The 19,359-nt window shown below is 71.7% G+C and carries 16 protein-coding genes; 7 read left to right on the forward strand and 9 right to left on the reverse strand.

The genetic code is table 11. From position 1 onward, the window contains the following. Window positions 1-100 precede the first annotated feature (100 nt). Together uvrA and OG422_RS06885 are read right to left on the reverse strand one after the other, a co-directional pair. Window positions 101-3,106 (reverse strand): excinuclease ABC subunit UvrA, encoded by a 3,006-nt coding sequence (uvrA, locus tag OG422_RS06880; protein WP_405740873.1) that lies wholly within the window; start codon window positions 3,104-3,106, stop codon window positions 101-103. 263 nt (window positions 3,107-3,369) lie between these two features. Beyond that, on the reverse strand, window positions 3,370-4,095 hold the full coding sequence (locus OG422_RS06885; protein ID WP_405740876.1) for a TetR/AcrR family transcriptional regulator: 726 nt from the start codon (window positions 4,093-4,095) through the stop codon (window positions 3,370-3,372). Window positions 4,096-4,179: 84 nt separating this feature from the next. On the opposite strand from OG422_RS06885, the gene OG422_RS06890 reads away from it, so the two are divergent. The 3 genes from OG422_RS06890 to OG422_RS06900 all read left to right on the forward strand — a co-directional run bounded on the left by OG422_RS06890 (window position 4,180) and on the right by OG422_RS06900 (window position 7,410). Beyond that, window positions 4,180-5,766 (forward strand): FAD-dependent oxidoreductase, encoded by a 1,587-nt coding sequence (locus OG422_RS06890; RefSeq protein WP_405740879.1) that lies wholly within the window; start codon window positions 4,180-4,182, stop codon window positions 5,764-5,766. A gap of 246 nt (window positions 5,767-6,012) precedes the next feature. Next, window positions 6,013-6,744 (forward strand): maleylpyruvate isomerase family mycothiol-dependent enzyme, encoded by a 732-nt coding sequence (locus OG422_RS06895; RefSeq protein WP_405740881.1) that lies wholly within the window; start codon window positions 6,013-6,015, stop codon window positions 6,742-6,744. Between the two features lie 9 nt (window positions 6,745-6,753). Continuing rightward, window positions 6,754-7,410 carry an MBL fold metallo-hydrolase gene (locus tag OG422_RS06900; protein ID WP_405740884.1) on the forward strand — a complete coding sequence of 219 codons (657 nt, stop codon included), beginning with the start codon at window positions 6,754-6,756 and terminating at the stop codon, window positions 7,408-7,410. 100 nt (window positions 7,411-7,510) lie between these two features. Here OG422_RS06900 and OG422_RS06905 read toward each other — a convergent pair whose 3' ends face one another. Further along, window positions 7,511-8,494, reverse strand: a complete 984-nt coding sequence (locus tag OG422_RS06905) for a TerC family protein (protein WP_143940257.1) — start codon at window positions 8,492-8,494, stop codon at window positions 7,511-7,513. Between the two features lie 273 nt (window positions 8,495-8,767). Then, a complete protein-coding gene (gene uvrB / locus OG422_RS06910; protein WP_405740887.1) occupies window positions 8,768-10,903 on the reverse strand; it encodes an excinuclease ABC subunit UvrB in 2,136 nt (711 codons plus the stop codon). 648 nt (window positions 10,904-11,551) lie between these two features. On the opposite strand from uvrB, the gene OG422_RS06915 reads away from it, so the two are divergent. The 3 genes from OG422_RS06915 to OG422_RS06925 all read left to right on the forward strand — a co-directional run bounded on the left by OG422_RS06915 (window position 11,552) and on the right by OG422_RS06925 (window position 13,673). Further along, window positions 11,552-12,436: a glycerophosphodiester phosphodiesterase family protein gene (locus OG422_RS06915; RefSeq protein ID WP_143940255.1), complete on the forward strand. Its 885-nt coding sequence runs from the start codon at window positions 11,552-11,554 to the stop codon at window positions 12,434-12,436. Between the two features lie 90 nt (window positions 12,437-12,526). Then, on the forward strand, window positions 12,527-13,093 hold the full coding sequence (locus OG422_RS06920; RefSeq protein WP_143940254.1) for a methylated-DNA--[protein]-cysteine S-methyltransferase: 567 nt from the start codon (window positions 12,527-12,529) through the stop codon (window positions 13,091-13,093). 37 nt (window positions 13,094-13,130) lie between these two features. Next, entirely contained in the window at window positions 13,131-13,673 is a 543-nt protein-coding gene (locus tag OG422_RS06925; protein WP_405740891.1) for a DUF1697 domain-containing protein, read from the forward strand. Between the two features lie 83 nt (window positions 13,674-13,756). Here the strand turns inward: OG422_RS06925 and OG422_RS06930 are convergent, their stop codons facing one another. Further along, window positions 13,757-14,218 (reverse strand): type II toxin-antitoxin system PemK/MazF family toxin, encoded by a 462-nt coding sequence (locus OG422_RS06930; protein WP_405740894.1) that lies wholly within the window; start codon window positions 14,216-14,218, stop codon window positions 13,757-13,759. 139 nt (window positions 14,219-14,357) lie between these two features. On the opposite strand from OG422_RS06930, the gene OG422_RS06935 reads away from it, so the two are divergent. Next, complete coding sequence (locus OG422_RS06935; protein ID WP_405740897.1) at window positions 14,358-15,788, forward strand: WGR domain-containing protein; 1,431 nt, start codon at window positions 14,358-14,360, stop codon at window positions 15,786-15,788. A 37-nt stretch (window positions 15,789-15,825) separates the two neighbouring features. On the opposite strand, the gene OG422_RS06940 is transcribed toward OG422_RS06935, so the two are convergent. From OG422_RS06940 to OG422_RS06955, 4 genes are all read right to left on the reverse strand, one after another. Then, complete coding sequence (locus OG422_RS06940; RefSeq protein WP_405740900.1) at window positions 15,826-16,464, reverse strand: uridine kinase; 639 nt, start codon at window positions 16,462-16,464, stop codon at window positions 15,826-15,828. A 41-nt stretch (window positions 16,465-16,505) separates the two neighbouring features. Then, window positions 16,506-16,946 (reverse strand): hypothetical protein, encoded by a 441-nt coding sequence (locus OG422_RS06945; RefSeq protein ID WP_143940250.1) that lies wholly within the window; start codon window positions 16,944-16,946, stop codon window positions 16,506-16,508. A gap of 151 nt (window positions 16,947-17,097) precedes the next feature. Further along, a complete protein-coding gene (locus OG422_RS06950; protein ID WP_405740904.1) occupies window positions 17,098-18,027 on the reverse strand; it encodes an IclR family transcriptional regulator C-terminal domain-containing protein in 930 nt (309 codons plus the stop codon). Between the two features lie 120 nt (window positions 18,028-18,147). After that, window positions 18,148-19,125 (reverse strand): zinc-binding dehydrogenase, encoded by a 978-nt coding sequence (locus OG422_RS06955; RefSeq protein ID WP_143940248.1) that lies wholly within the window; start codon window positions 19,123-19,125, stop codon window positions 18,148-18,150. Between the last annotated feature and the right edge of the window lie 234 nt (window positions 19,126-19,359).

The raw sequence follows: 19,359 nt of genomic DNA on the forward strand, positions 1-19,359 counted from the left end.
GGTGCGGCGGCCCTCGCCCGGCCCGGAGATACGCAGCGGGCCGCCGCCCCTGCCGCTCCGGGGAGCGGGCGAGGGCGGCGGCCCGGGTGCCGACGAGGTGTCAGGAGGCCCGGCGGGCCCTGACGGTCGTCTTTTTCGCGGCGGTCTTCTTCGCCGCGGTCTTCTTGGCGGCGGCCTTGGTGGCCGTGGGGGCGGTCTTCTTCGCCGTCGCCTTCCTCACCGGTTTCACCGCCGCGGGGGCGCCCGAGGTGGCGGCGTCGCTGACCCGGTCGCCGAGGATCTCCCGCAGGAACTTGCCGGTGTGGCTGGCCGGGACCGAGGCGATCTGCTCGGGGTTGCCCTCGGCGACGATCACGCCGCCGCCGTTGCCGCCCTCGGGGCCCATGTCGACGACCCAGTCGGCCGTCTTGATCACATCGAGGTTGTGCTCGATGACGATGACCGTGTTGCCCTTGTCGACCAGCCCGGACAGCACCGTGATCAGCTTGCTGATGTCGTCGAAGTGCAGCCCGGTGGTGGGCTCGTCCAGGACGTAGACCGTACGGCCCGTGGACCGCTTCTGGAGTTCGCTGGCCAGCTTGACGCGCTGCGCCTCACCGCCGGAGAGGGTCGGCGCGGACTGGCCGAGGCGGACATAGCCCAGCCCGACGTCGTGCAGCGTCCTGAGGTGACGGGCGATGGCCGGCACCGCCTCGAAGAAGACCAGCGCCTCCTCGATGGGCATGTCCAGCACCTCGGCGATGGACTTGCCCTTGTAGTGCACCTCCAGCGTCTCGCGGTTGTAGCGCGCGCCGTGGCAGACCTCGCACGGCACGTACACATCCGGCAGGAAGTTCATCTCGATCTTGATCGTGCCGTCGCCCGAGCAGTTCTCGCAGCGGCCGCCCTTGACGTTGAAGGAGAAACGCCCCGGCAGATAGCCGCGGACCTTCGCCTCCATCGTCTCCGCGAACAGCTTGCGGATGTTGTCGAAGACACCGGTGTACGTCGCGGGGTTGGAGCGCGGCGTACGGCCGATGGGCGACTGGTCGACGTGGACCACCTTGTCGACGAGGTCGTCGCCGTCCACCCGGGTGTGCCGTCCGGGCACCGTCTTGGCGCCGTTCAGCTCGCGCGCCAGGTGGGTGTAGAGGATGTCGTTGACCAGCGTGGACTTACCGGATCCGGAGACACCGGTGACGGCGGTCAGCACGCCCAACGGGAACGAGGCGTCGATGTCGCGGAGGTTGTTCTCCTTGGCACCGTGCACCGTCAGTTGCCGGGCGGGGTCGACGGGGCGCCGGATCTCCGGTGTCGCGATGGCCCGGCGGCCGGAGAGGTACTGGCCGGTGATCGACTCCTTGTTGGTCAGCAGCTCCTTCATGGGGCCGCTGTGCACGACCTTGCCGCCGTGCTCACCGGCGCCGGGGCCGATGTCCACGACCCAGTCGGCGACCTTGATGGTGTCCTCGTCGTGCTCAACGACGATCAGGGTGTTACCCATGTCGCGCAGCCGCACCAGCGTCTCGATCAGCCGGTGGTTGTCGCGCTGGTGGAGGCCGATCGACGGTTCGTCGAGGACGTAGAGGACGCCGACCAGACCGGAGCCGATCTGGGTGGCGAGCCGGATGCGCTGAGCCTCGCCGCCGGAGAGGGTGCCCGCGGCGCGGTTGAGCGAGAGGTAGTCCAGACCGACGTCGACCAGGAACTTCAGTCGCTCGTTGACCTCCTTGAGGACCCGCTCGGCGATCTTCTTCTCGCGGGCGTTGAGCGTCATCTCGCGCAGGAAGTCGGCGCAGTCGCTGATCGACATGGCCGCGACCTCGGCGATCGACCTCCCCTGCACGGTGACCGCGAGGACGATCGGCTTCAGCCGGGTGCCCTCACACGTCGGGCAGGGCACCTCGCGCATATAGCCCTCGAAGCGCTCGCGACTGCTGTCGCTCTCCGCCTCGCTGTGACGCCGCTTGACGAACGGCACGGCGCCCTCGAACGGTGTGGTGTAGGCGCGCTCGCGGCCGTAGCGGTTGCGGTAGCGGACCTCGATCTGCGTGCGGTGGCCGTTGAGCAGGGCCTTCCTGGCGCGCTGCGGGAGCCCGGCCCACGGGATGTCCGTACGGAAGCCGAGGGCGTCGGCGAGGGCGCCGACCAGGCGGCCGAAGTACTCCTTGGTGTGGCCGTGCGACCAGGGGTGGATGGCGCCCTCGTCGAGCGAGCGCTCCTCGTCGGGGACGATCAGCTCCGGGTCGACCTCCATACGGGTGCCGATGCCGGTGCAGTCCGGGCAGGCGCCGAAGGGGGAGTTGAAGGAGAAGGAGCGGGGCTCCAGCTCCTCGAACGAGAGGTCGTCGTAGGCGCAGTAGAGATGCTCGGAGTACATCCGCTCACGCTGCGGATCGTCGGGCTCCAGGTCGACGAAGTCGAGGATGACCATGCCGCCGGAGAGCCCGAGGGCGGTCTCGACGGAGTCGGTCAGCCGCCGCTTGGCGGAATCCTTCACCGTCAGGCGGTCGACGACCACCTCGATGGTGTGCTTCTCCTGCTTCTTCAGCTTCGGCGGCTCGGCGAGATGGATCGTCTCGCCGTCGACCCGCGCCCGGCTGTACCCCTTGGTCTGGAGGTCGGTGAAGAGGTCGACGAACTCGCCCTTGCGCTCCCGCACCAGCGGCGAGAGCACCTGGAAGCGGCTGCCCTCGGGCAGCTCCAGCACCTTGTCGACGATGGCCTGGGGCGACTGCCGGGCGATCGGACGGCCGCACTCGGGGCAGTGCGGTTTGCCGATCCGGGCGAAGAGGAGGCGGAGGTAGTCGTAGACCTCGGTGATGGTGCCGACCGTCGAGCGCGGGTTACGGGAGGTCGACTTCTGGTCGATGGAGACCGCGGGCGACAGGCCCTCGATGAAGTCCACGTCGGGCTTGTCCATCTGCCCGAGGAACTGCCGGGCGTACGAGGACAGCGACTCGACGTAGCGCCGCTGCCCCTCGGCGAAGATCGTGTCGAAGGCGAGCGAGGACTTGCCCGACCCGGAGAGCCCCGTGAAGACGATGAGGGAGTCGCGGGGGAGGTCGAGCGAGACGTTGCGGAGATTGTGCTCGCGAGCGCCACGGACGATGAGACGGTCGGCCACGCCGGTCGGCACCTTTCTGGAGTGGGCGGGGAGCCGCGATACCGCGTCCGCCGCTCGGTGATGAGCAGAGGCGGCGGTGCGGAGCGGAACCCCTTCCCAAGGGTATGGGGACCGCCACGGCACTGTCTGAGTGATGCCACACACGAGCCTATAGCACGCGCATTCGAATTCTGGTCGTCGTTGCCCTGCTTCACTCGAACGTGTGGCGGCGCCGGATCCTTCCCGATCACCGCCGCTCCCCACCCCGCCCACACCCGCGCAGGTCAGCCGGGCCGCCGCTCCCGGCCGAGCACCGGCAGGGCCCGTTCCAGCGCGTCGAAGGTGCGCTCCAGCACCGCCGCCTGCTCAACGGCGACCACCTCCGCAGGGTCACCATCGAGCTGCCGCCGCGCCGCCGTCGCATACGCGGCCCGCCACCCGGCGACGATCAGCGCGGCCGCGAGCCGGGGCTCCGGATCACCCGGCGCCGCGCCGGTGGCCCGGCCCAGCTCCGCCGCGAGCAGTTCCTCCAGCTCCTCCAGGACCTCGCGCCCCCGGGCCCGCAGCGCGGGCGAGTCGAGCACCGTACGCCAGAAGTTCCCGAACCCCTCCCCCACCTTCGTCAGCGGATGCCCGGACGCCACCAGCCCGGTCGCGAGCCGCCGCAGCGCGGCGAGCGGGACCTCGCCCGGCCCCCGGTCGCGTACCGCGCGGACGAGCATTTCGGCGGCCTCCGGGACGCGGTCGAGGAAGAGGTCCTCCTTGCGCGGGAAGTAGTTGAAGACCGTCATTGCGGAGACCTCGGCGGCGCGGGCCACCTCGGCGACGGTGACCTGTTCGAAGCCGCGCTCGATGAAGAGCCGGGTCGCCTCGCCGGAGATCCGCTGCCGCGTCCGCCGCTTCTTGCGTTCCCGCAGCGTGAGACCCGCCCCCTCCGGGTCCACGTCGGCCGCTCCGCTCTCGCGTCCGACCCCCGCACCGGCCCGGTCCGCTGCTTCCTTCGCACTCATACGCAATATTTTACCCGGCATATTTTTTTAGTCACTACACTCTCGCCTCGGCAACAGCGACACGGACAGGGGTGGGACATGCGTATGGACACCACAGCGGGCACCGGACCGGACACGGAGGTGGAGGTCGTCGTGGCGGGCGGCGGGCCGGTGGGACTGATGCTGGCCTGCGAACTCGCGCTGGCGAAGGTCGGCGTCGTCGTCCTGGAACGGCTGACGGAGGTGGACGCCACCATCAAGGCCGGGGCGATCAACACACCGACCGCGGAATCCCTCTACCGGCGCGGTCTGCTGCCCGCCTTGGAGGAGGTGCAGCGCGAGGCCCTGGAGCGGTTCGCGTCGTTCCTGCGGCAGCGGGAGGCGGCGGGGGCCGACGGCGTCGCGCAACCGCCGCGCTTCGCCGGGCACTTCGCGGGAATCATGCTCCGCGGCGACCTCCTGGACGCCGACGATCCGGACTTCCACGCCGCCGGTCCCGCCGACGACGTCGGGCTCGTCCCGCAGGCGGCGCTGGAGCGGCTGCTCGCCGACCACGCCGCGGAGTTGGGCGTCACCGTCCGCCGCGGAGTGGAGCTGACCGGCTTCGACGCCGCGGCGGACCAGGTGACCGTCCGCACCACCAACGGGGTGCTGCGCGCCGGGTGGCTGGTCGGCTGCGACGGCGGGCGCAGCACGGTCCGGCGTCTCGCGGGCTTCCCGTTCCCGGGCACCCCGCCGGAGATCACCGGCCATCAGGCGCTTGTCGAGATGACCGGCGGCGAGGGCCTGAAGGCAGGGTGGAACGGAACGGACACCGGCATCTACGCGCACGGGCCGCTGCCGGGGCGGATCCTCACGGTGGAGTTCGACGGTCCGCCCGCCGACCGCGGGGCGCCGGTCACCGCCGAGGAGTTGCAGGCGTCGCTGCGGCACACCTCGGGCGTCGACGTCACGGTCACCAAGGTGCTGACGGCGACCCGCTTCACGGACAACGCCCGGCAGGTCCCCGACTACCGCAGGGGGCGGGTGCTGCTGGCGGGGGACGCCGCCCATGTGCACGCGCCCTTCGGTGGCCAGGGGCTGAACCTCGGGATCGGCGACGCGGTGAACCTCGGCTGGAAGCTCGCCGCGACGGTCCAGGGGTGGGCCCCGGAGGACCTGTTGGACACGTACTCGGCGGAGCGGCACCCGCTCGGCGCATGGGTGCTGGAGTGGACGCGGGCCCAAGTGGCGCTGATGCGGCCGGAGTCGCACGCCCGGGCGTTGCGCGGGGTGCTGACGGAGCTGGCCGGGACCGTCGACGCGACCACCTTCTTCGCGAAGCGGATCTCCGGCGTCCTGCACCGCCTCGACCTGCCCGGTGACCATCCCCTGACCGGCCGCAGCGCCCCCGACCTGCTGTTCTCCGACGGCACCCGGCTCGGTGACCGGCTGCGTTCCGGGGGCGGCCTGTTGCTCGACCTGGCGGACGACAGCGCGCTGCGCGCCCGTGCCTCCGGGTACGCGGACCGGGTGCGGGTGCTGACCGCCCGCACCACCGGGCCCGCGCCCGCCGGGCTGCTGGTACGCCCCGACGGCTGCACGGCGTGGGCCGTGGACGCGGCCCCCGGGGACGGCGCCCCGGCGTCGCTGGACGGGCTGGATGATGCGCTGCGCCGATGGTTCGGCGACCCCTGCGACGGCCCGGCGTAGCGGCGCATCCGGAGCCCGGTGAGGCGCACTTCCGCAGGAGGGGGCGCACTCCGATCGGCGTGCGCGGTGCGGCCCCTGGGTCGGCCGGATACGCATGAAGCCCCAGGGGCACGGCAGGTCGTGGCGCCGTGCCCCTGGGGCGGCCCTCCCCGGGGCGCACCGGTGTCGTCCCGGGGCGCGCGGGGGCGCGGTGTGGCGGTTCCAGCGGTCTCCCGCAGCCGCCGCTCCGGCGCTAGCGTCGGGGGCATGACCGATACCGCGCCTGATTTCGCGCACGATGTGGCCGCCGTCCACGAGGCCACCGAGCGGCTGCTCACCGCCGTCGCCGGTCTCGACGATGCCGCGGTCACCGAACCGTCCCTGCTCCCCGACTGGACCCGCGGCCACGTCCTGGCCCATCTGTCCCGCAACGCGGACGCCCTGGTCAACCTCCTCACCTGGGCGCGTACGGACGTCCCCACGCCGATGTACGCCGACGCGGCAACCCGTGACGCCGACATCCGGCGGGACGCGGTCCGTCCGCTGGCGGCGCAGCTGGACGATCTGCGGGAGAGCGGGGAAGGGTTCACCGCCGCCGCGCGGGCGCTTCCGGCGGACCGGCGCGGCTTCCGGGTGGAGATGCGCAACGGCGTGGTGGAGCGCGCCGACCGGCTGCCGCTGCGGCGGCTCGGCGAGGTGGAACTGCACCACGTCGACCTGGGGATCGGCTACACCCTCGACCGGCTGACCGCCGCCTTCGTCGCCGCCGAGCTGGACTTTCTGACCGGCGTGAAGTTCGCGGGACACGCCAAGCTTCCGGCGCTGGAGCTGCGGACCGCCGACGGGCGGTCGCGGCGCACCGGCCGGGCGGCCGAGGGAGCCGCGCCGTTGGTGGTGACGGGCCCGGCCACGGCGCTGCTCGGCTGGCTCACCGGGCGCGGCGAGGGGGACGAGCTGACCGCCGACGGCGGCGCGCTGCCTGTCGCACCCCCGCTCTAAGCTGGCGTCATGGCCTACAGCGGAGCAGTGAAGGTCGGCGGACCGGCCGACGTGCACGAGCTGACCGACCTGATGATCTCGAAGGTCGCGGTCGGTCCGACGAACAACAACGCCTATGTCCTGCGGTGCCGGGCGACCGATGAGCAGCTGCTGATCGACGCGGCGGCGGAGCCGCACACCCTGCTCACCCTGATCGGTGACAGCGGCCTCGCCTCGGTGGTCACCACGCACCGGCACGGCGATCACTGGGGTGCCCTGCGTGAGGTGGTCGATGCGACGGGCGCCCGGACGTACGCGGGGCGGTTCGACGCCGAGGGTATTCCGGTGCCCACGGACGTGCCGGTCGAGGACGGCGATGTGCTGCGCGTCGGCCGGGTCGAGCTGACCGCGCGGCATCTGGTCGGCCACACCCCGGGCAGCATCGCGTTGATCTACGACGACCCGCACGGCGCTCCCCATGTGTTCACCGGGGACTGCCTCTTCCCCGGCGGCGTGGGGAACACCTGGGGCGACGCGGAGCACTTCGCCAGCCTGATCGATGCCGTCCAGGCCAAGCTCTTCGACCAGCTTCCCGACGAGACCTGGGTGTATCCGGGGCACGGCGCCGACACCACGCTCGGCGCGGAGCGGCCGCATCTCGCCGAGTGGCGCGAGCGCGGCTGGTAGCCACCCGTGGCGGCGGGCCCCGCGCTCAGGCGTGCGGGGCCCGTCGCGCCGTCCGGTGACGGGAGCCCATCGCCCGCTCCGGCCCGTACGGCGCCGCCGGTCAGACGCCCGCGGTCTCCCGCGGCTCCGTCTCCCGGCCCGCCTGCTTCCTGGCGGCCAGCAGGCTGGTGGCGGTGGTGACGACGAGGACCGCGCAGATGACGCCCAGCGAGACCGGGATGCTGATCTCCGGCACGGCGACCCCCGATTCGTGCAGCGCGTGCAGCACCAGCTTCACCCCGATGAAGCCGAGGATGACCGACAGGCCGTACGAGAGGTGGACCAGCTTCTTGAGCAGCCCGCCGATCAGGAAGTAGAGCTGTCGCAGCCCCATCAGGGCGAAGGCGTTGGCGGTGAAGACGATGTACGGGTCCTGGGTGAGGCCGAAGATCGCCGGTATGGAGTCCAGGGCGAAGAGGACGTCGGTGGTGCCGATCGCCAGCATGACGACCAGCATCGGCGTCATCAGCCGCTTGCCGTTCTCGACGATGAACAGCTTCGTACCGTGGTACGTGTCGGTCGACGGGAAGCGCTTCTCGACGGTCTTCAGGAAGCGGTTCTCCTCGAACTCCTCGTCCTCCGCTCCGGCCATGGCCTCCTTGACGAGCTTCCACGCGGTCCAGATGAGGAACGCGCCGAAGAGGTAGAAGACCCAGGAGAAATGGGCGATGACCGCGGCTCCGGCGCCGATGAAACCGGCCCGCAGCACGAGCGCGATCAGCACGCCGACCATCAGCACCCGCTGCTGATAGATCGCCGGGACCGCGAACTTCGCCATGATCAGGACGAAGACGAAGAGGTTGTCGACGCTCAGGGATTTCTCGGTGACGAAACCGGCGAAGAACTCACCGGCCGGACCGGAGCCGCCGAACAGCAGCAGCCCGAGCCCGAAGAGCGCAGCGAGCGTCACCCAGACGCCGGTCCAGATTCCGGCCTCCTTGAGGGAGACCTCGTGCGGGGTACGGCCACCGATGAAGAAATCGGCGGCGATCAGGGCGCTGAGACCAAGGATGGTCAGCGCCCACAGGGTCAGGGAAACGTCCACTGCTCCTCCGGCAAAGTCGTACGGCACATACAGCGTCGTCGCTGCCGGAGGTCTCTTCCGCCCGGCTCCCGAAGGCCGCCGGGCCGACGCCCCGGGATCTCGTCACGCTCGCGATCCGTGATGACGGGGACGTCGTTGCAGGAGTACTCCCCTCCGCGGAGTAAGGGTAAAGGAACGCCAAGGAAAAGTAAATGGAAAGGTAAAGTGCCTGGTGGGGTGGCCTATCGCCACCACGCCCGGCAGGTGCCCGGCGTGGCGGTGCGGCGCCCGGCATCAGCTCACACCGGCCTCCCGCATCTGGCGCAGCTCCTTCTTCAGCTCGCCCACCTCGTCCCGCAGCCGCGCCGCGACCTCGAACTGCAGGTCCGCGGCGGCCGCCCGCATCCGCTCGGTCATCTCCTCGATCAGCTCGGCCAGCTCGGCGGCGGGCCGGTCGGTCGGCGTCGCGCCCTTGCCCGCCTTGGCGCCCTTGCCGCCCTTCGCCGCCTTGCCGCCCAGCTCCGGGACGGGAGCCTTGCCCGGCGCCCCGGAGGCGCCCTTGCGGTAGCCCGACCCCAGCAGTTCCTGAGTGTCGATCTCCTCGCGCGCGAGGGTCGCCACGATGTCGCCGATCTTCTTCCGCAGCGGCTGCGGGTCGATGCCGCGGGCCTTGTTGTAGGCGAGCTGCTTCTCCCGGCGGCGGTTGGTCTCGTCGATCGCCCGCTCCATCGCCGGGGTGATCTTGTCGGCGTACATATGAACCTGGCCGGAGACGTTCCGCGCCGCGCGCCCGATCGTCTGGATCAGCGCCGAACCGGACCGCAGGAAGCCCTCCTTGTCGGCGTCGAGGATGGAGACGAGGGAGACCTCGGGGAGGTCCAGGCCCTCGCGGAGCAGGTTGATGCCGACCAGGACGTCGTACTCGCCCGCCCGCAGCTCGCGCAGCAGCTCCACCCGGCGCAGGGTGTCCACGTCGCTGTGCAGATAGCGGACCTGGATGCCCAGCTCCAGGAAGTAGTCCGTCAGGTCCTCGGCCATCTTCTTGGTGAGGGTCGTGACCAGGACGCGCTCGTCCTTCTCGGTCCGGGCCCGGATCTCGTGGACCAGATCGTCGATCTGCCCGTCGGTGGGTTTGACCACCACCTCCGGGTCCACCAGCCCCGTCGGGCGGATGATCTGCTCCACGAAGCCGTCGGACCGCGCCAGCTCGTACTTCCCCGGGGTCGCCGAGAGATAGACGGTCTGGCCGACGCGCCCCAGGAACTCCTCCCACTTCAGCGGGCGGTTGTCCATCGCGGACGGCAGCCGGAAGCCGTGCTCGACGAGGGTCCGCTTGCGCGAGGCGTCGCCCTCGTACATCGCACCGATCTGCGGCACCGTCACATGCGACTCGTCGATGACCAGCAGGAAGTCCTCGGGGAAGTAGTCCAGCAGGGTGTTCGGCGCGGAGCCGGACTCACGGCCGTCCATGTGCATGGAGTAGTTCTCGATGCCGGAGCAGGAGCCGACCTGGCGCATCATCTCGATGTCGTAGGTGGTACGCATCCGCAGCCGCTGGGCCTCCAGGTGCTTGCCCTGCTTCTCCATCGTGGCGAGGCTGTCGGCCAGCTCCGCCTCGATCCCGGCGATGGCGCGCTCCATGCGCTCGGGACCGGCGATGTAGTGGCTGGCGGGGAAGACGTACAGCTCCTGGTCCTCGCTGATCACCTCGCCGGTCAGCGGGTGAAGGGTGGACAGCGCCTCCACCTCGTCACCGAACATCTCGATCCGGACGGCCAGCTCCTCATAGACCGGGAAGATCTCGATGGTGTCCCCGCGCACCCGGAAGGTGCCGCGGGTGAACGCCACGTCGTTGCGCGTGTACTGGATGTCGACAAAGCGGCGCAGCAGCTGGTCGCGGTCGATCTCGTCGCCGACCTTGAGCGGCACCATGCGGTCGACGTACTCCTGGGGCGTGCCCAGGCCGTAGATGCAGGACACCGAAGCGACCACGATGACGTCCCGCCGGGTGATCAGGGAGTTCGTCGCGGAGTGGCGCAGCCGCTCGACCTCCTCGTTGATCGAGGAGTCCTTCTCGATGTACGTATCGGACTGCGGTACGTACGCCTCGGGTTGGTAGTAGTCGTAGTAGGAGACGAAGTACTCGACGGCGTTGTGGGGCAGCAGCTCGCGGAACTCGTTGGCGAGCTGGGCCGCGAGGGTCTTGTTGGGCGCCATGACGAGCGTCGGGCGCTGCAGCTTCTCGATCATCCACGCGGTGGTCGCCGACTTGCCGGTGCCGGTCGCGCCCAGCAGGACGACGTCCTTCTCACCGCCGCGGATGCGCTGCTCCAGCTCGGCGATGGCCGCCGGCTGGTCGCCACTGGGCTGATAGGGGCTGACGACCTCGAAAGGCGCCACCGTGCGTTCGATCTTCGATACGGGCCGCATGGAAACCACCGTACGACCCACCACTGACATCCGGCCGGGAAACCCGTCCGACCAGGGCGTTCTTCCGATGGGCGCGACCGCCGGTGCGGGACGGCCGAGTGGGGCCCCGGGCCGGGACGGCCGTCGGGCCCGCACGCGGCCTCGGCCCGGCCGGACGCCCGTACGGCGGAGCGGACCGGCCGCACGAGAGCACCCCGGCGCCGTGGGCGTGGCCGCCGCCTGAGCCCTCCGGAGCCATGCCGCGACGGCCAGGTCCGCCGGGCCCCGTGGGCCTCGCCCGCCCCCGTGGCCGCCCCGTTCCCCACCAGCATCCGGAGTCGCACGCTCCGGTATTCCGGGAAGACCAAAACCGGTCACAGGCACGAGGGGTGACGAACCGTCGGCCGGGATGCGGGTTCGCCGTCACTCCGGCAAGTTGGACGGCGCCGGAGCGTCCATCTGTTGCACGGCGATTCCGGACAACCTGTCACCGCGCGCCTCAAACACGGAACACCGGCCACTTCTCGTTCAGTTTCTGTCCATCCCTCGCCTCCCTCTCCGTACCCCCCGGCTGCGAACCTCTGGCCGTCCGGCACGGCGTCAGGCCACGTCGCACCAGCCTCCGCACACTCACATCCGGTACGTCCACGACGTCCATGAGGAGTCCGTATGCGTCTTCGCACCGTCGCCACCGCCCTCACCGGCGCACTCCTGGGTCTGTCCACGTTCGTCCTCCCTCCAGCCACCGCACAGGCCGCCACCGGCGGCCACAGAACCGTGACGGTCGCCCACCGCGGCGCCCCCACCCACGCGCCCGAGAACACCCTCGCCTCCATCGACGAGGCCCACCGGCGCGGCTCCCGCTGGGTGGAGAACGACGTGCAGCGCACCAAGGACGGCCAGCTGATCGTCCTGCACGACACGACGCTCAACCGAACGACCGACGTCGAGAAGGTGTTCCCGGACCGCGCGCCCTGGAAGGTCGCCGACTTCACGCTGAAGGAGATCAAGAAGCTGGACGCGGGCAGCTGGTTCAGTGCGAAGTTCACCGGCGAGCGGGTGCCCACCCTCAAGCAGTACATGAACGCGGTCACCCACAACCACCAGCGGCTCCTGCTGGAGCTGAAGTCGCCGGAGCTGTACCCGGGCATCGAGCTGCAGGTCCTGTCCGAGCTGCGCCACCAGGGATGGCTCGACCGCGCGCACGTCAAGAACCGCCTGATCGTCCAGAGTTTCAACGGTGACGCGGTGAAGACCGTCCACCTGCTGCGGCCGGACATCAAGACCGGATTCCTCGGCAATCCCACCGTCGCCGAGCTGCCCGGGTACGCCCGGTTCTGCGACCAGATCAACCCGTCGTACACGGTGACCACCCCGGAGTACATCAGGGCGGTGCACGCGCTGCGCGGGCCGCACGGCCGCCCGATGGAGGTCTACACCTGGACCGTCGACAACACCGCCACGGCGGTGAAGCTCGCCGGGTCCGGCGCGGACGGCGTCATCAGCAACACGGCGGACACGATCCGCGCCGCGCTGCGCGAGAGCGGCCTCTGACCTGCCGTACGGCCTGGCGGGCGGATCCGGGGACCAGCTCCCGGGTCCGCCCGCCGCCGCGTTGTCGGTGCCACGCCCTACGCTGAAGGCGTGACGGATGCAGCGCAGGAATCAGCGCGGAACACCCCGCGGCGCGACTGGGCGTGGACGCGGACGGACTCGCCCATCGGACCGCTGTTGCTCGCCGCGACGGAGCGGGGACTGGCCCAGGTGGTCTTCCACGCCGACGAGCGGACCACCCGGCGGGCCCTGGCCCGGCTGGAGGGGATCTTCGGCACGGCCCCGCGCGCGGAGATACCGCACCTGGCCGTGGCCGTGGCGGAGCTGACGGCATACTTCTCCGGCGAGCTGACCGCCTTCACCGTGCCCCTGGACTGGTCGCTGACCTCAGGCTTCCACGCCCGTGTGCTGCACGCGCTCGACGCGGGCGTGCCGTACGGCAGCGTCGTCGGCTACCAGGACCTCGCCGACCGGGTCGGTGAGCCGGGCGCCGCGCGGGCGGTCGGCGCGGCGATGGGCGCCAATCCGCTGCCCGTCGTCGTTCCCTGCCACCGGGTGGTGGCCAGCGACGGCGGGATCGGCGGGTTCGGCGGCGGTCTGGAGGCCAAGCGCGTCCTGCTGGCCCTGGAAGGCGTCCTGCCCGCTCCCCTATTCTGACCGGGCGGCCGTGAGCGGGCGCACGAAAGGCGGCACCATGTCCACCCAGATCGCGCTGCTGCGCGGCATCAACGTCGGCGGCCACAACTCCTTCCCCAAGGCCCGCCAGCTGGAGTTGGCGCGGTCGCTGGGGCTGCGGGAGGTCACCGTCCTCCTGCAGACGGGCAACCTCGTCTTCGCCGATCCGGGGACCCCGCCCGAGGAGACCGCGCGCCTGCTGCGCGAGCAGATCCTCGCCGATCTGGGGCTGACGGTGCCGGTGGTGGTCCGCACCGGTGCGGAGTTCGCCGCGGGCGTGGCGGCGAATCCGTATCCGCAGGCGGTGGCGGAGCCACGGACCCTGCACGTCACGTTCCTGTCCGAGGCGCCCGGCGACACCTCGCGGCTGGACGCCCTCGACCAGGCGGCGTTCGCCCCCGACAGCTTCCGGCTGATCGGCCGGGAGCTGTATCTGCGCTGCCCGGGCGGCATCGGCCGCTCCAAGCTCGCGCAGGCGGTGAGCCGGGCCCCGCTCGGTGTCGTCGCCACCACCCGGAATTGGAACACCGTGACCAAGATCCTGGCGCTGGCCGGGTCCTGACCTGCCGGTTCCGGGCCATCCGGTAACGGCCCGGCCGTTACCGGCCACCGCCTGCGCGGCCGGTCACGGCGGGCCCGGCCGGTTCAGCGCCAGCCGTAGCGCTCCTGCAGGCGCCGCGCGACGAGGCTGAAGCGGGCCCGGTCCAGGGCACACGCCTCCCGGCGCATCCCCTGGGGGTGCAGCCGCAGGACCCGGTCCAGGTCGACCCAGGAGTCACGGCCCGCGCGGTCCCACGGCCCGGTGCCGACGGCTATCCACTCCCGGTCCTGGTCGTGCGGCTTGCTGGACAGCCGCACGGCGAGCAGCGTCCCCGCCGCCTCCCGGGCGACCACCAGCACCGGCCGGTCCTTGCCCCGCCCGTCCCCTTCCTCGTACGGCACCCAGGTCCACACGATCTCGCCCGGGTCCGGGTCGCGGTCGGGGTCGGGTGCGTAGGACATCCGTACGGCGCCGACGGAGGCGGGCAGGGCGTCCGTCGTCGCGTGGGGGCCGTGGCTGCCGGGGAGCGCCGGGCTGTCGCCGGTCGCGTTGCTCGAAAACGTCACGGACTCACGCTAACGGCAGCCCGGTGAGCGCCCGTCAGGGGCCGGGCGGCGGCCTCGGTCCAGGCCCGTTGTCAGTGGTCGGCCGTACGGTTTTCAGCAACGGGGAAGGTCAGCGGGACCGCCCGGGGAGGGGATCGCCATGTCCGAATCCACGACGTATCTGGAGCTGTCCCAGGAGAGCGGCGGGGCGCACAAGTTCTACGAGGTATCGGTCAGCGGGACGGAGGTCGCGGTCCGCTACGGCCGGATCGGCGCGGCCGGCCAGGCGCAGCACTCGACGTTCCCGACGGCGGAGAAGGCGCAGGCGGCGGCCGCCAAGAAGATCGGTGAGAAGGTCCGCAAGGGGTACGCCCCGGCGGTACGGGGACAGCGCGCGGCCCGGCCGGTGACGCGTCGCCAGGTCGCGTCGGCGCCGTCGACGGCGCGCGCGGTCGCCCCCGTCCTGTGGCGGTTCCGCACCGGCTCCGCCGCGTTCGGCATCCACGTCGACGCCGACCGCTGCTGGGTCGGCAACCAGAACGGCGACGTCCACACCCTGGGCCACGACGGCGAGGTGCTGGCCCGCTATCAGCTCCCGGCGGGCGTCAAGTGCCTGGTGGCGGACGACTTCTGGATCTACGCGGGCTGCGACGACGGCTCGGTGTACGACCTCTCCTCGAAGCTGCCGTTCGCCGCGTACGACATCGCCCCCGACGTCGACATCTTCTGGCTGGACATCCGCGAGGGCATCCTCCATGTCGCGGACCGCGACGGCGGCCTGACGGTCATCGACCACGAGGACGAGTACCAGTGGTCGCGCCGCAGCAGCGGCAGCGCCGCCTGGATGGTGCGGCGCGACGACCGTGCCGTCCACCACGGCCACAGCCGCGGCGTGACCGCGTACGCCGCCGACGGCAGCCGGGAGCTGTGGCACACCCCCACCCAGGGCGCGGTGCTCTTCGGCTGGCAGGAGGACGCTTCGGTCTACGCCGGAACCGACCGACGTGTGGTGCAGCGGCTGGCGAAGAAGGACGGCGCGATCGAGGCGACATACGCCTGCGACACGGTCGTCTACTCCTGCGCCACGGCGCCGGGCGGCCGCTACGTCTTCGCGGGCGACTCGGCGTCCTCGGTGTACTGCTTCGCCGCGGACGGCACCCGACTGTGGAAGCTCGGCACCGGTGGCGGCTCCGCCCTGTCGATGCAGTACCTCGACGAGAAGCTGTACATGGTGACCACCGACGGTTCGCTGGTGTGCGTGGACGCGAGCGACGCCGCCGTGGCGGCCGCGCGGGCCGGTACGGTCCCGGTCGCCCGGGACGTGAAGTCGGCCGCCGCGCTGCCCACCTACACCCCGTCGGCCACGGTGCAGACGGTGACGGCCACCGCCGCCTCCGGCATCGTCGTGGAGTGTGTCCAAGAGAGCGGGCGGCTGCGGATGCACGTCGTGTCGGACGGCTTCGAACCGTCCTGGAACGTGCAGTTCCCTCGCCACATACGCCGCCCGGGAACGCGTTACGTCGTCGACGGCCTCGCGCCGGCGTCCGGGGGTTTCTACCGCGTACGGGGCGAGATCCGGCAGCTGGTCTGAGCCGGACCCCAGCACGGAGCCCCCCGGCACGCCCGGGTCAGGCCGGTCCGTTCCAGGCCGGGCGGCGCGGATCGTCGGCCCGTACGACGACGTCCGCGGCGTCGGCCGGGCGGGTCTCGTCCTCGTAGCGCGCGAACGCCGGCAGCGTCCACCGCTCGTTCTGCGGAGTGCGGCGGGCGAGGGCCGCGGCGGACAGTTTCAGGTGCACCGTGAGATCGAAGGGGAACCCATGGCCGAGCAGCAGCGGTCCGTGCAGCAGCAGTACGCCGCCGGGCGGCAGCGTCACGTAGTCGCTGCGGGTGGCCCGGTCGGCGACCGGGTCCCACAGGTCCGGCAGCACCCGGCCGGTGCCGCCGGGATCCAGCGGCTGGAACACCTCCCGCCGCAAGGCGCGCCGGTCGAACCACTCGTCGTGGTAGGCGTCCGGGTCGGTGTGCCCGTACTCCAGCCGCAGCGAGGCGGGGCGCAGGAAACCGTGGACGTCGACGCGGTGGGCGGCCCGGCCGCGCAGCCACAGCGCCTCCGCCAGCTGCCCGGCGAGCTGCCCCGGGTCGGCGGCGGGCGCCCCGTCGACGGCGATCCGCAGCCAGGGGCCGTCGTCCTGCGCGGGGGTGGCGGCGATGCGCTCGGCGAGCGCGTCGGTCAGTCGTTCCCAGGTGATCGGTTGGAGCCGCACCCCGTCATTGTGCATGTCGGCGGGGCGCGGCCTCCTGGGGATCAGCGCAGGAAGGGACCGGTCCCGTTGTCGATGTGGGAGATCACCCCGGCCTGGATCACGATGCCCTGCTGCACGGAGCCGCTCATGGAGTTGTGCACGTCGCGGACCGACGCACCGCCCTGTGCGGGCCGCCACTCCTCCACCAGCGCCACCAATTCCTCGGCGGCGCCCGGGTCCTCGCGCAGCAGACGGCGCAGCTGTCCCCGCAAGGCGGCGGTGACGTCGGCGGCCGAATCCTCGTCCCCGTCCTGCCGGGCGGCGACCAGCTCGTCCCGCGACGCGTCGAGTTCGTCCCGGAGGGCTTCTTCGTCGTCCGTGCCGCGCCGCCGGGCGAGGAAGGCGGCGGCCCGCCCCCGCACCTGCGCCCAGCCCTCCGTCGCCATCTGCTGTACGAGTGCCGTCGCCCCGGCCGTGGCGAGTGCCGTCAACTCCGCGTCCATCGGTTCCCCTTGTCCCCGTTGCCGTTCCGGTGCCGCCGTCGGCGCGGCGGCCGTCCGACCGTACGCCGCGCCGACCACCCGCGTCACGGAATCCCGCCTGCCAGGCGGCGGGCGGGTGCCGGGGCGTCCCGGGGTGGGGCCGGGCGACGGCTCAGACCTCGTCGGCCGCCGGACGGGCCGCGCCGTGGCGGCTGAGTTCGGCCGCCGCCTCCTTCGTCGCCTCGATGACGCCGTCCGGCGCCTCCGGCATCACCGACTTCAGCTTGAGCAGCAGCACCGCCCCCATGATGGCGCCGTCCCAGATGATGGGCGCCGCGCAGGAGTTCCACCCGGCCATGCACTCCTCGTAGCCCAAGGCGTGGCCGAGGTCGCGGATCTCGGCCAGGGAGGCGCTCAGCGCGTCGTTGTCCCGGTAGACCCCGGGCCCCGCCTGGTCGGGCACGGGCTCGGCCAGCACCCGCTGCTGCACTTTCTGCGGCAGGTACGCGAGGATCGTCCGGCCGGAGGCGCCGGTGCGCAGGGAGCGGGTCACGGACAGCACATCGCGAGGCGTCATGCCGAGTTCGGCGAGGTCGGAGTCGCCGACGGCCATATCGACGCACTGCCGCTGCGCCCCGGAGAACGGCGCCACCATGTAGAGGAACGCCAGGCCTCCGTCGGTGGCCATCCGCAGTTCGCGCAGCACCATCTGCGAGGCGGCGCCGTCGAGACGGTGGTCGAGGGCGGTGAAGGCGAGCTGGGCCGCCGAGGTGCGCAGCCGGTAGAGGCCACGGTCGACGCGTTCGAAGATCCGCTGATAGATACCGGACTGCAGGATGCGGTAGACGACGGAGTCGTCCAGGCCGGTGAACTCCGCGATCTCGCCGGGCCCGTGGGCGGAGCCGCCGAGTTCGGCGAAGGCGGTCTGGACGAGGAAGACCCGCTCCGCATGGCTGGATCCTGTCGCCCGCGCGGTGCCCGCGGTGACGCGCGGCCGGCGCGCGGGCTTCCTGCGGACGGTGGCGCCCGCCGGGGGCGGGCCCGCGGGCGTGGCGGTGGTCGCCGCCGCGGCGGCGTCGGGCGCGGTGATGCGGTTGCCCATCGTGTGCTCTCTCCCCTGCCAGTGGTCAGCGCCCGCAGGCGCACGGTGGTGGTGCCGTCCGCGGCGCCCGGTGTCGCCGGGTGCCGCGCGGTTCACCGGTGGTGGCCGCCCGGGCCTGTTTCAGATCGCGCTGCCCGGCGCGGCTTCGGTGGACCGGCGCCGGACGTCGAGCATGAGCTTCCCGGTGGGGATGCGGGCGGCCAGATCGCGGTGGGCCTGCGACGCCCGGTCGAGCGGGTAGCGGGCGCCGGTGAGCGGGGTGAGGGTACCGGCCTCGACCGCATCGAACAGCGCCCGCATCGAGGTCGGCAGGGCGGTCCGGTCGCCGTAGAGCTGCGGCAGCCAGAAGCCGGAGACGGTCAGGGACCGTTCCATCAGGTGGCGGGTGGGCACCTGCGCCATCTCGCCGCTCGCGTACCCGTACACCGCAAGGCGGCCGCGCGGGGCGACGGCGTCGAGGGTGCGGTGGAAGGTGTCACCGCCGGTCATCTCCAGGGCCGCGCGGACGGGCCCGCCGGCGGCTTCCAGGATCCGTTCGGTCAGGTCGTCGGCGGTGGAGTCGACGGCCGCGTGGGCGCCGAGGTCGACGGCGAGCTTCCGCTTCTCCTCGCTTCCGCCGAGCGCGATGACCTTGACCCCGGCGTGCGCGGCGAGCTGGACGGCCAGCGAGCCGACGCCCCCCGCGGCGGCGGGTACCACCAGCGTCTCCCCGGCGGTGACGCGCAGCGTGGTGAAGAGCAGGTGCCAGGCGCTGTTGCCCTGGAGTGCCAGGGCCACGGCCTGCTCGTCGCCGATACCGTCGGGGACGTCCCAGGTGACGCGGCGGTGCAGCAGGGCGCGTTCGGCGTAGCCGCCGCCCCGGGACAGCCCGATGACCCGGCGTCCGTCGTCCGTCGTTCCCATGACCTCGTTACCGGGGATGTACGGCAGGTCGACCGGTGCCAGGTAGGTGTTGCCCCGGACGTGCATGTCCGCGTAGTTGATCCCGGCGAGGCTCACCTCGACCGCCAGGTGACCGGCGCGGGGTTCGGGCTCGGGGACCTCCTCGGTCCGCAGCACCTCGGGGCCGCCGAATTCTCGCATCACGATCGCGTGCACGACTCTCCCTCAGGGGTCTCGGTGCTGTGCCCGGAAAGGGTAGGCACGCCGCCCGCGTTCGGGGTGCTGTCCGACCATTTCACGCCAACCCCGGTGGGATTCCCGGCCCGTTGTGGAGCGTCAGACGAGCAAGCATGCCGGGTTTTCTCTCCTCGCGAGAAACTGCCCGTACGCTTTCCGCCCATTGCGTCGTTTTGCATCAGATCTACGCACCGGTATCGGCGGGGTGGCTCC

It is taken from the genome of Streptomyces sp. NBC_01525 (assembly GCF_045040405.1).
GTDB lineage: Bacteria > Actinomycetota > Actinomycetes > Streptomycetales > Streptomycetaceae > Streptomyces > Streptomyces benahoarensis.

Bases quoted from the DNA above. Each gene is read 5' to 3' on its own strand.
- OG422_RS06945 (WP_143940250.1), bottom strand. From the start codon at position 16,946: ATGGACGCGGAGTTGACGGCACTCGCCACGGCCGGGGCGACGGCACTC.
- OG422_RS06935 (WP_405740897.1), top strand. From the start codon at position 14,358: ATGTCCGAATCCACGACGTATCTGGAGCTGTCCCAGGAGAGCGGCGGG.
- uvrB (WP_405740887.1), bottom strand. From the start codon at position 10,903: ATGCGGCCCGTATCGAAGATCGAACGCACGGTGGCGCCTTTCGAGGTC.
- OG422_RS06925 (WP_405740891.1), top strand. From the start codon at position 13,131: ATGTCCACCCAGATCGCGCTGCTGCGCGGCATCAACGTCGGCGGCCAC.
- OG422_RS06950 (WP_405740904.1), bottom strand. From the start codon at position 18,027: ATGGGCAACCGCATCACCGCGCCCGACGCCGCCGCGGCGGCGACCACC.
- OG422_RS06895 (WP_405740881.1), top strand. From the start codon at position 6,013: ATGACCGATACCGCGCCTGATTTCGCGCACGATGTGGCCGCCGTCCAC.
- OG422_RS06915 (WP_143940255.1), top strand. From the start codon at position 11,552: ATGCGTCTTCGCACCGTCGCCACCGCCCTCACCGGCGCACTCCTGGGT.
- OG422_RS06890 (WP_405740879.1), top strand. From the start codon at position 4,180: ATGGACACCACAGCGGGCACCGGACCGGACACGGAGGTGGAGGTCGTC.
- OG422_RS06900 (WP_405740884.1), top strand. From the start codon at position 6,754: ATGGCCTACAGCGGAGCAGTGAAGGTCGGCGGACCGGCCGACGTGCAC.
- OG422_RS06885 (WP_405740876.1), bottom strand. From the start codon at position 4,095: ATGAGTGCGAAGGAAGCAGCGGACCGGGCCGGTGCGGGGGTCGGACGC.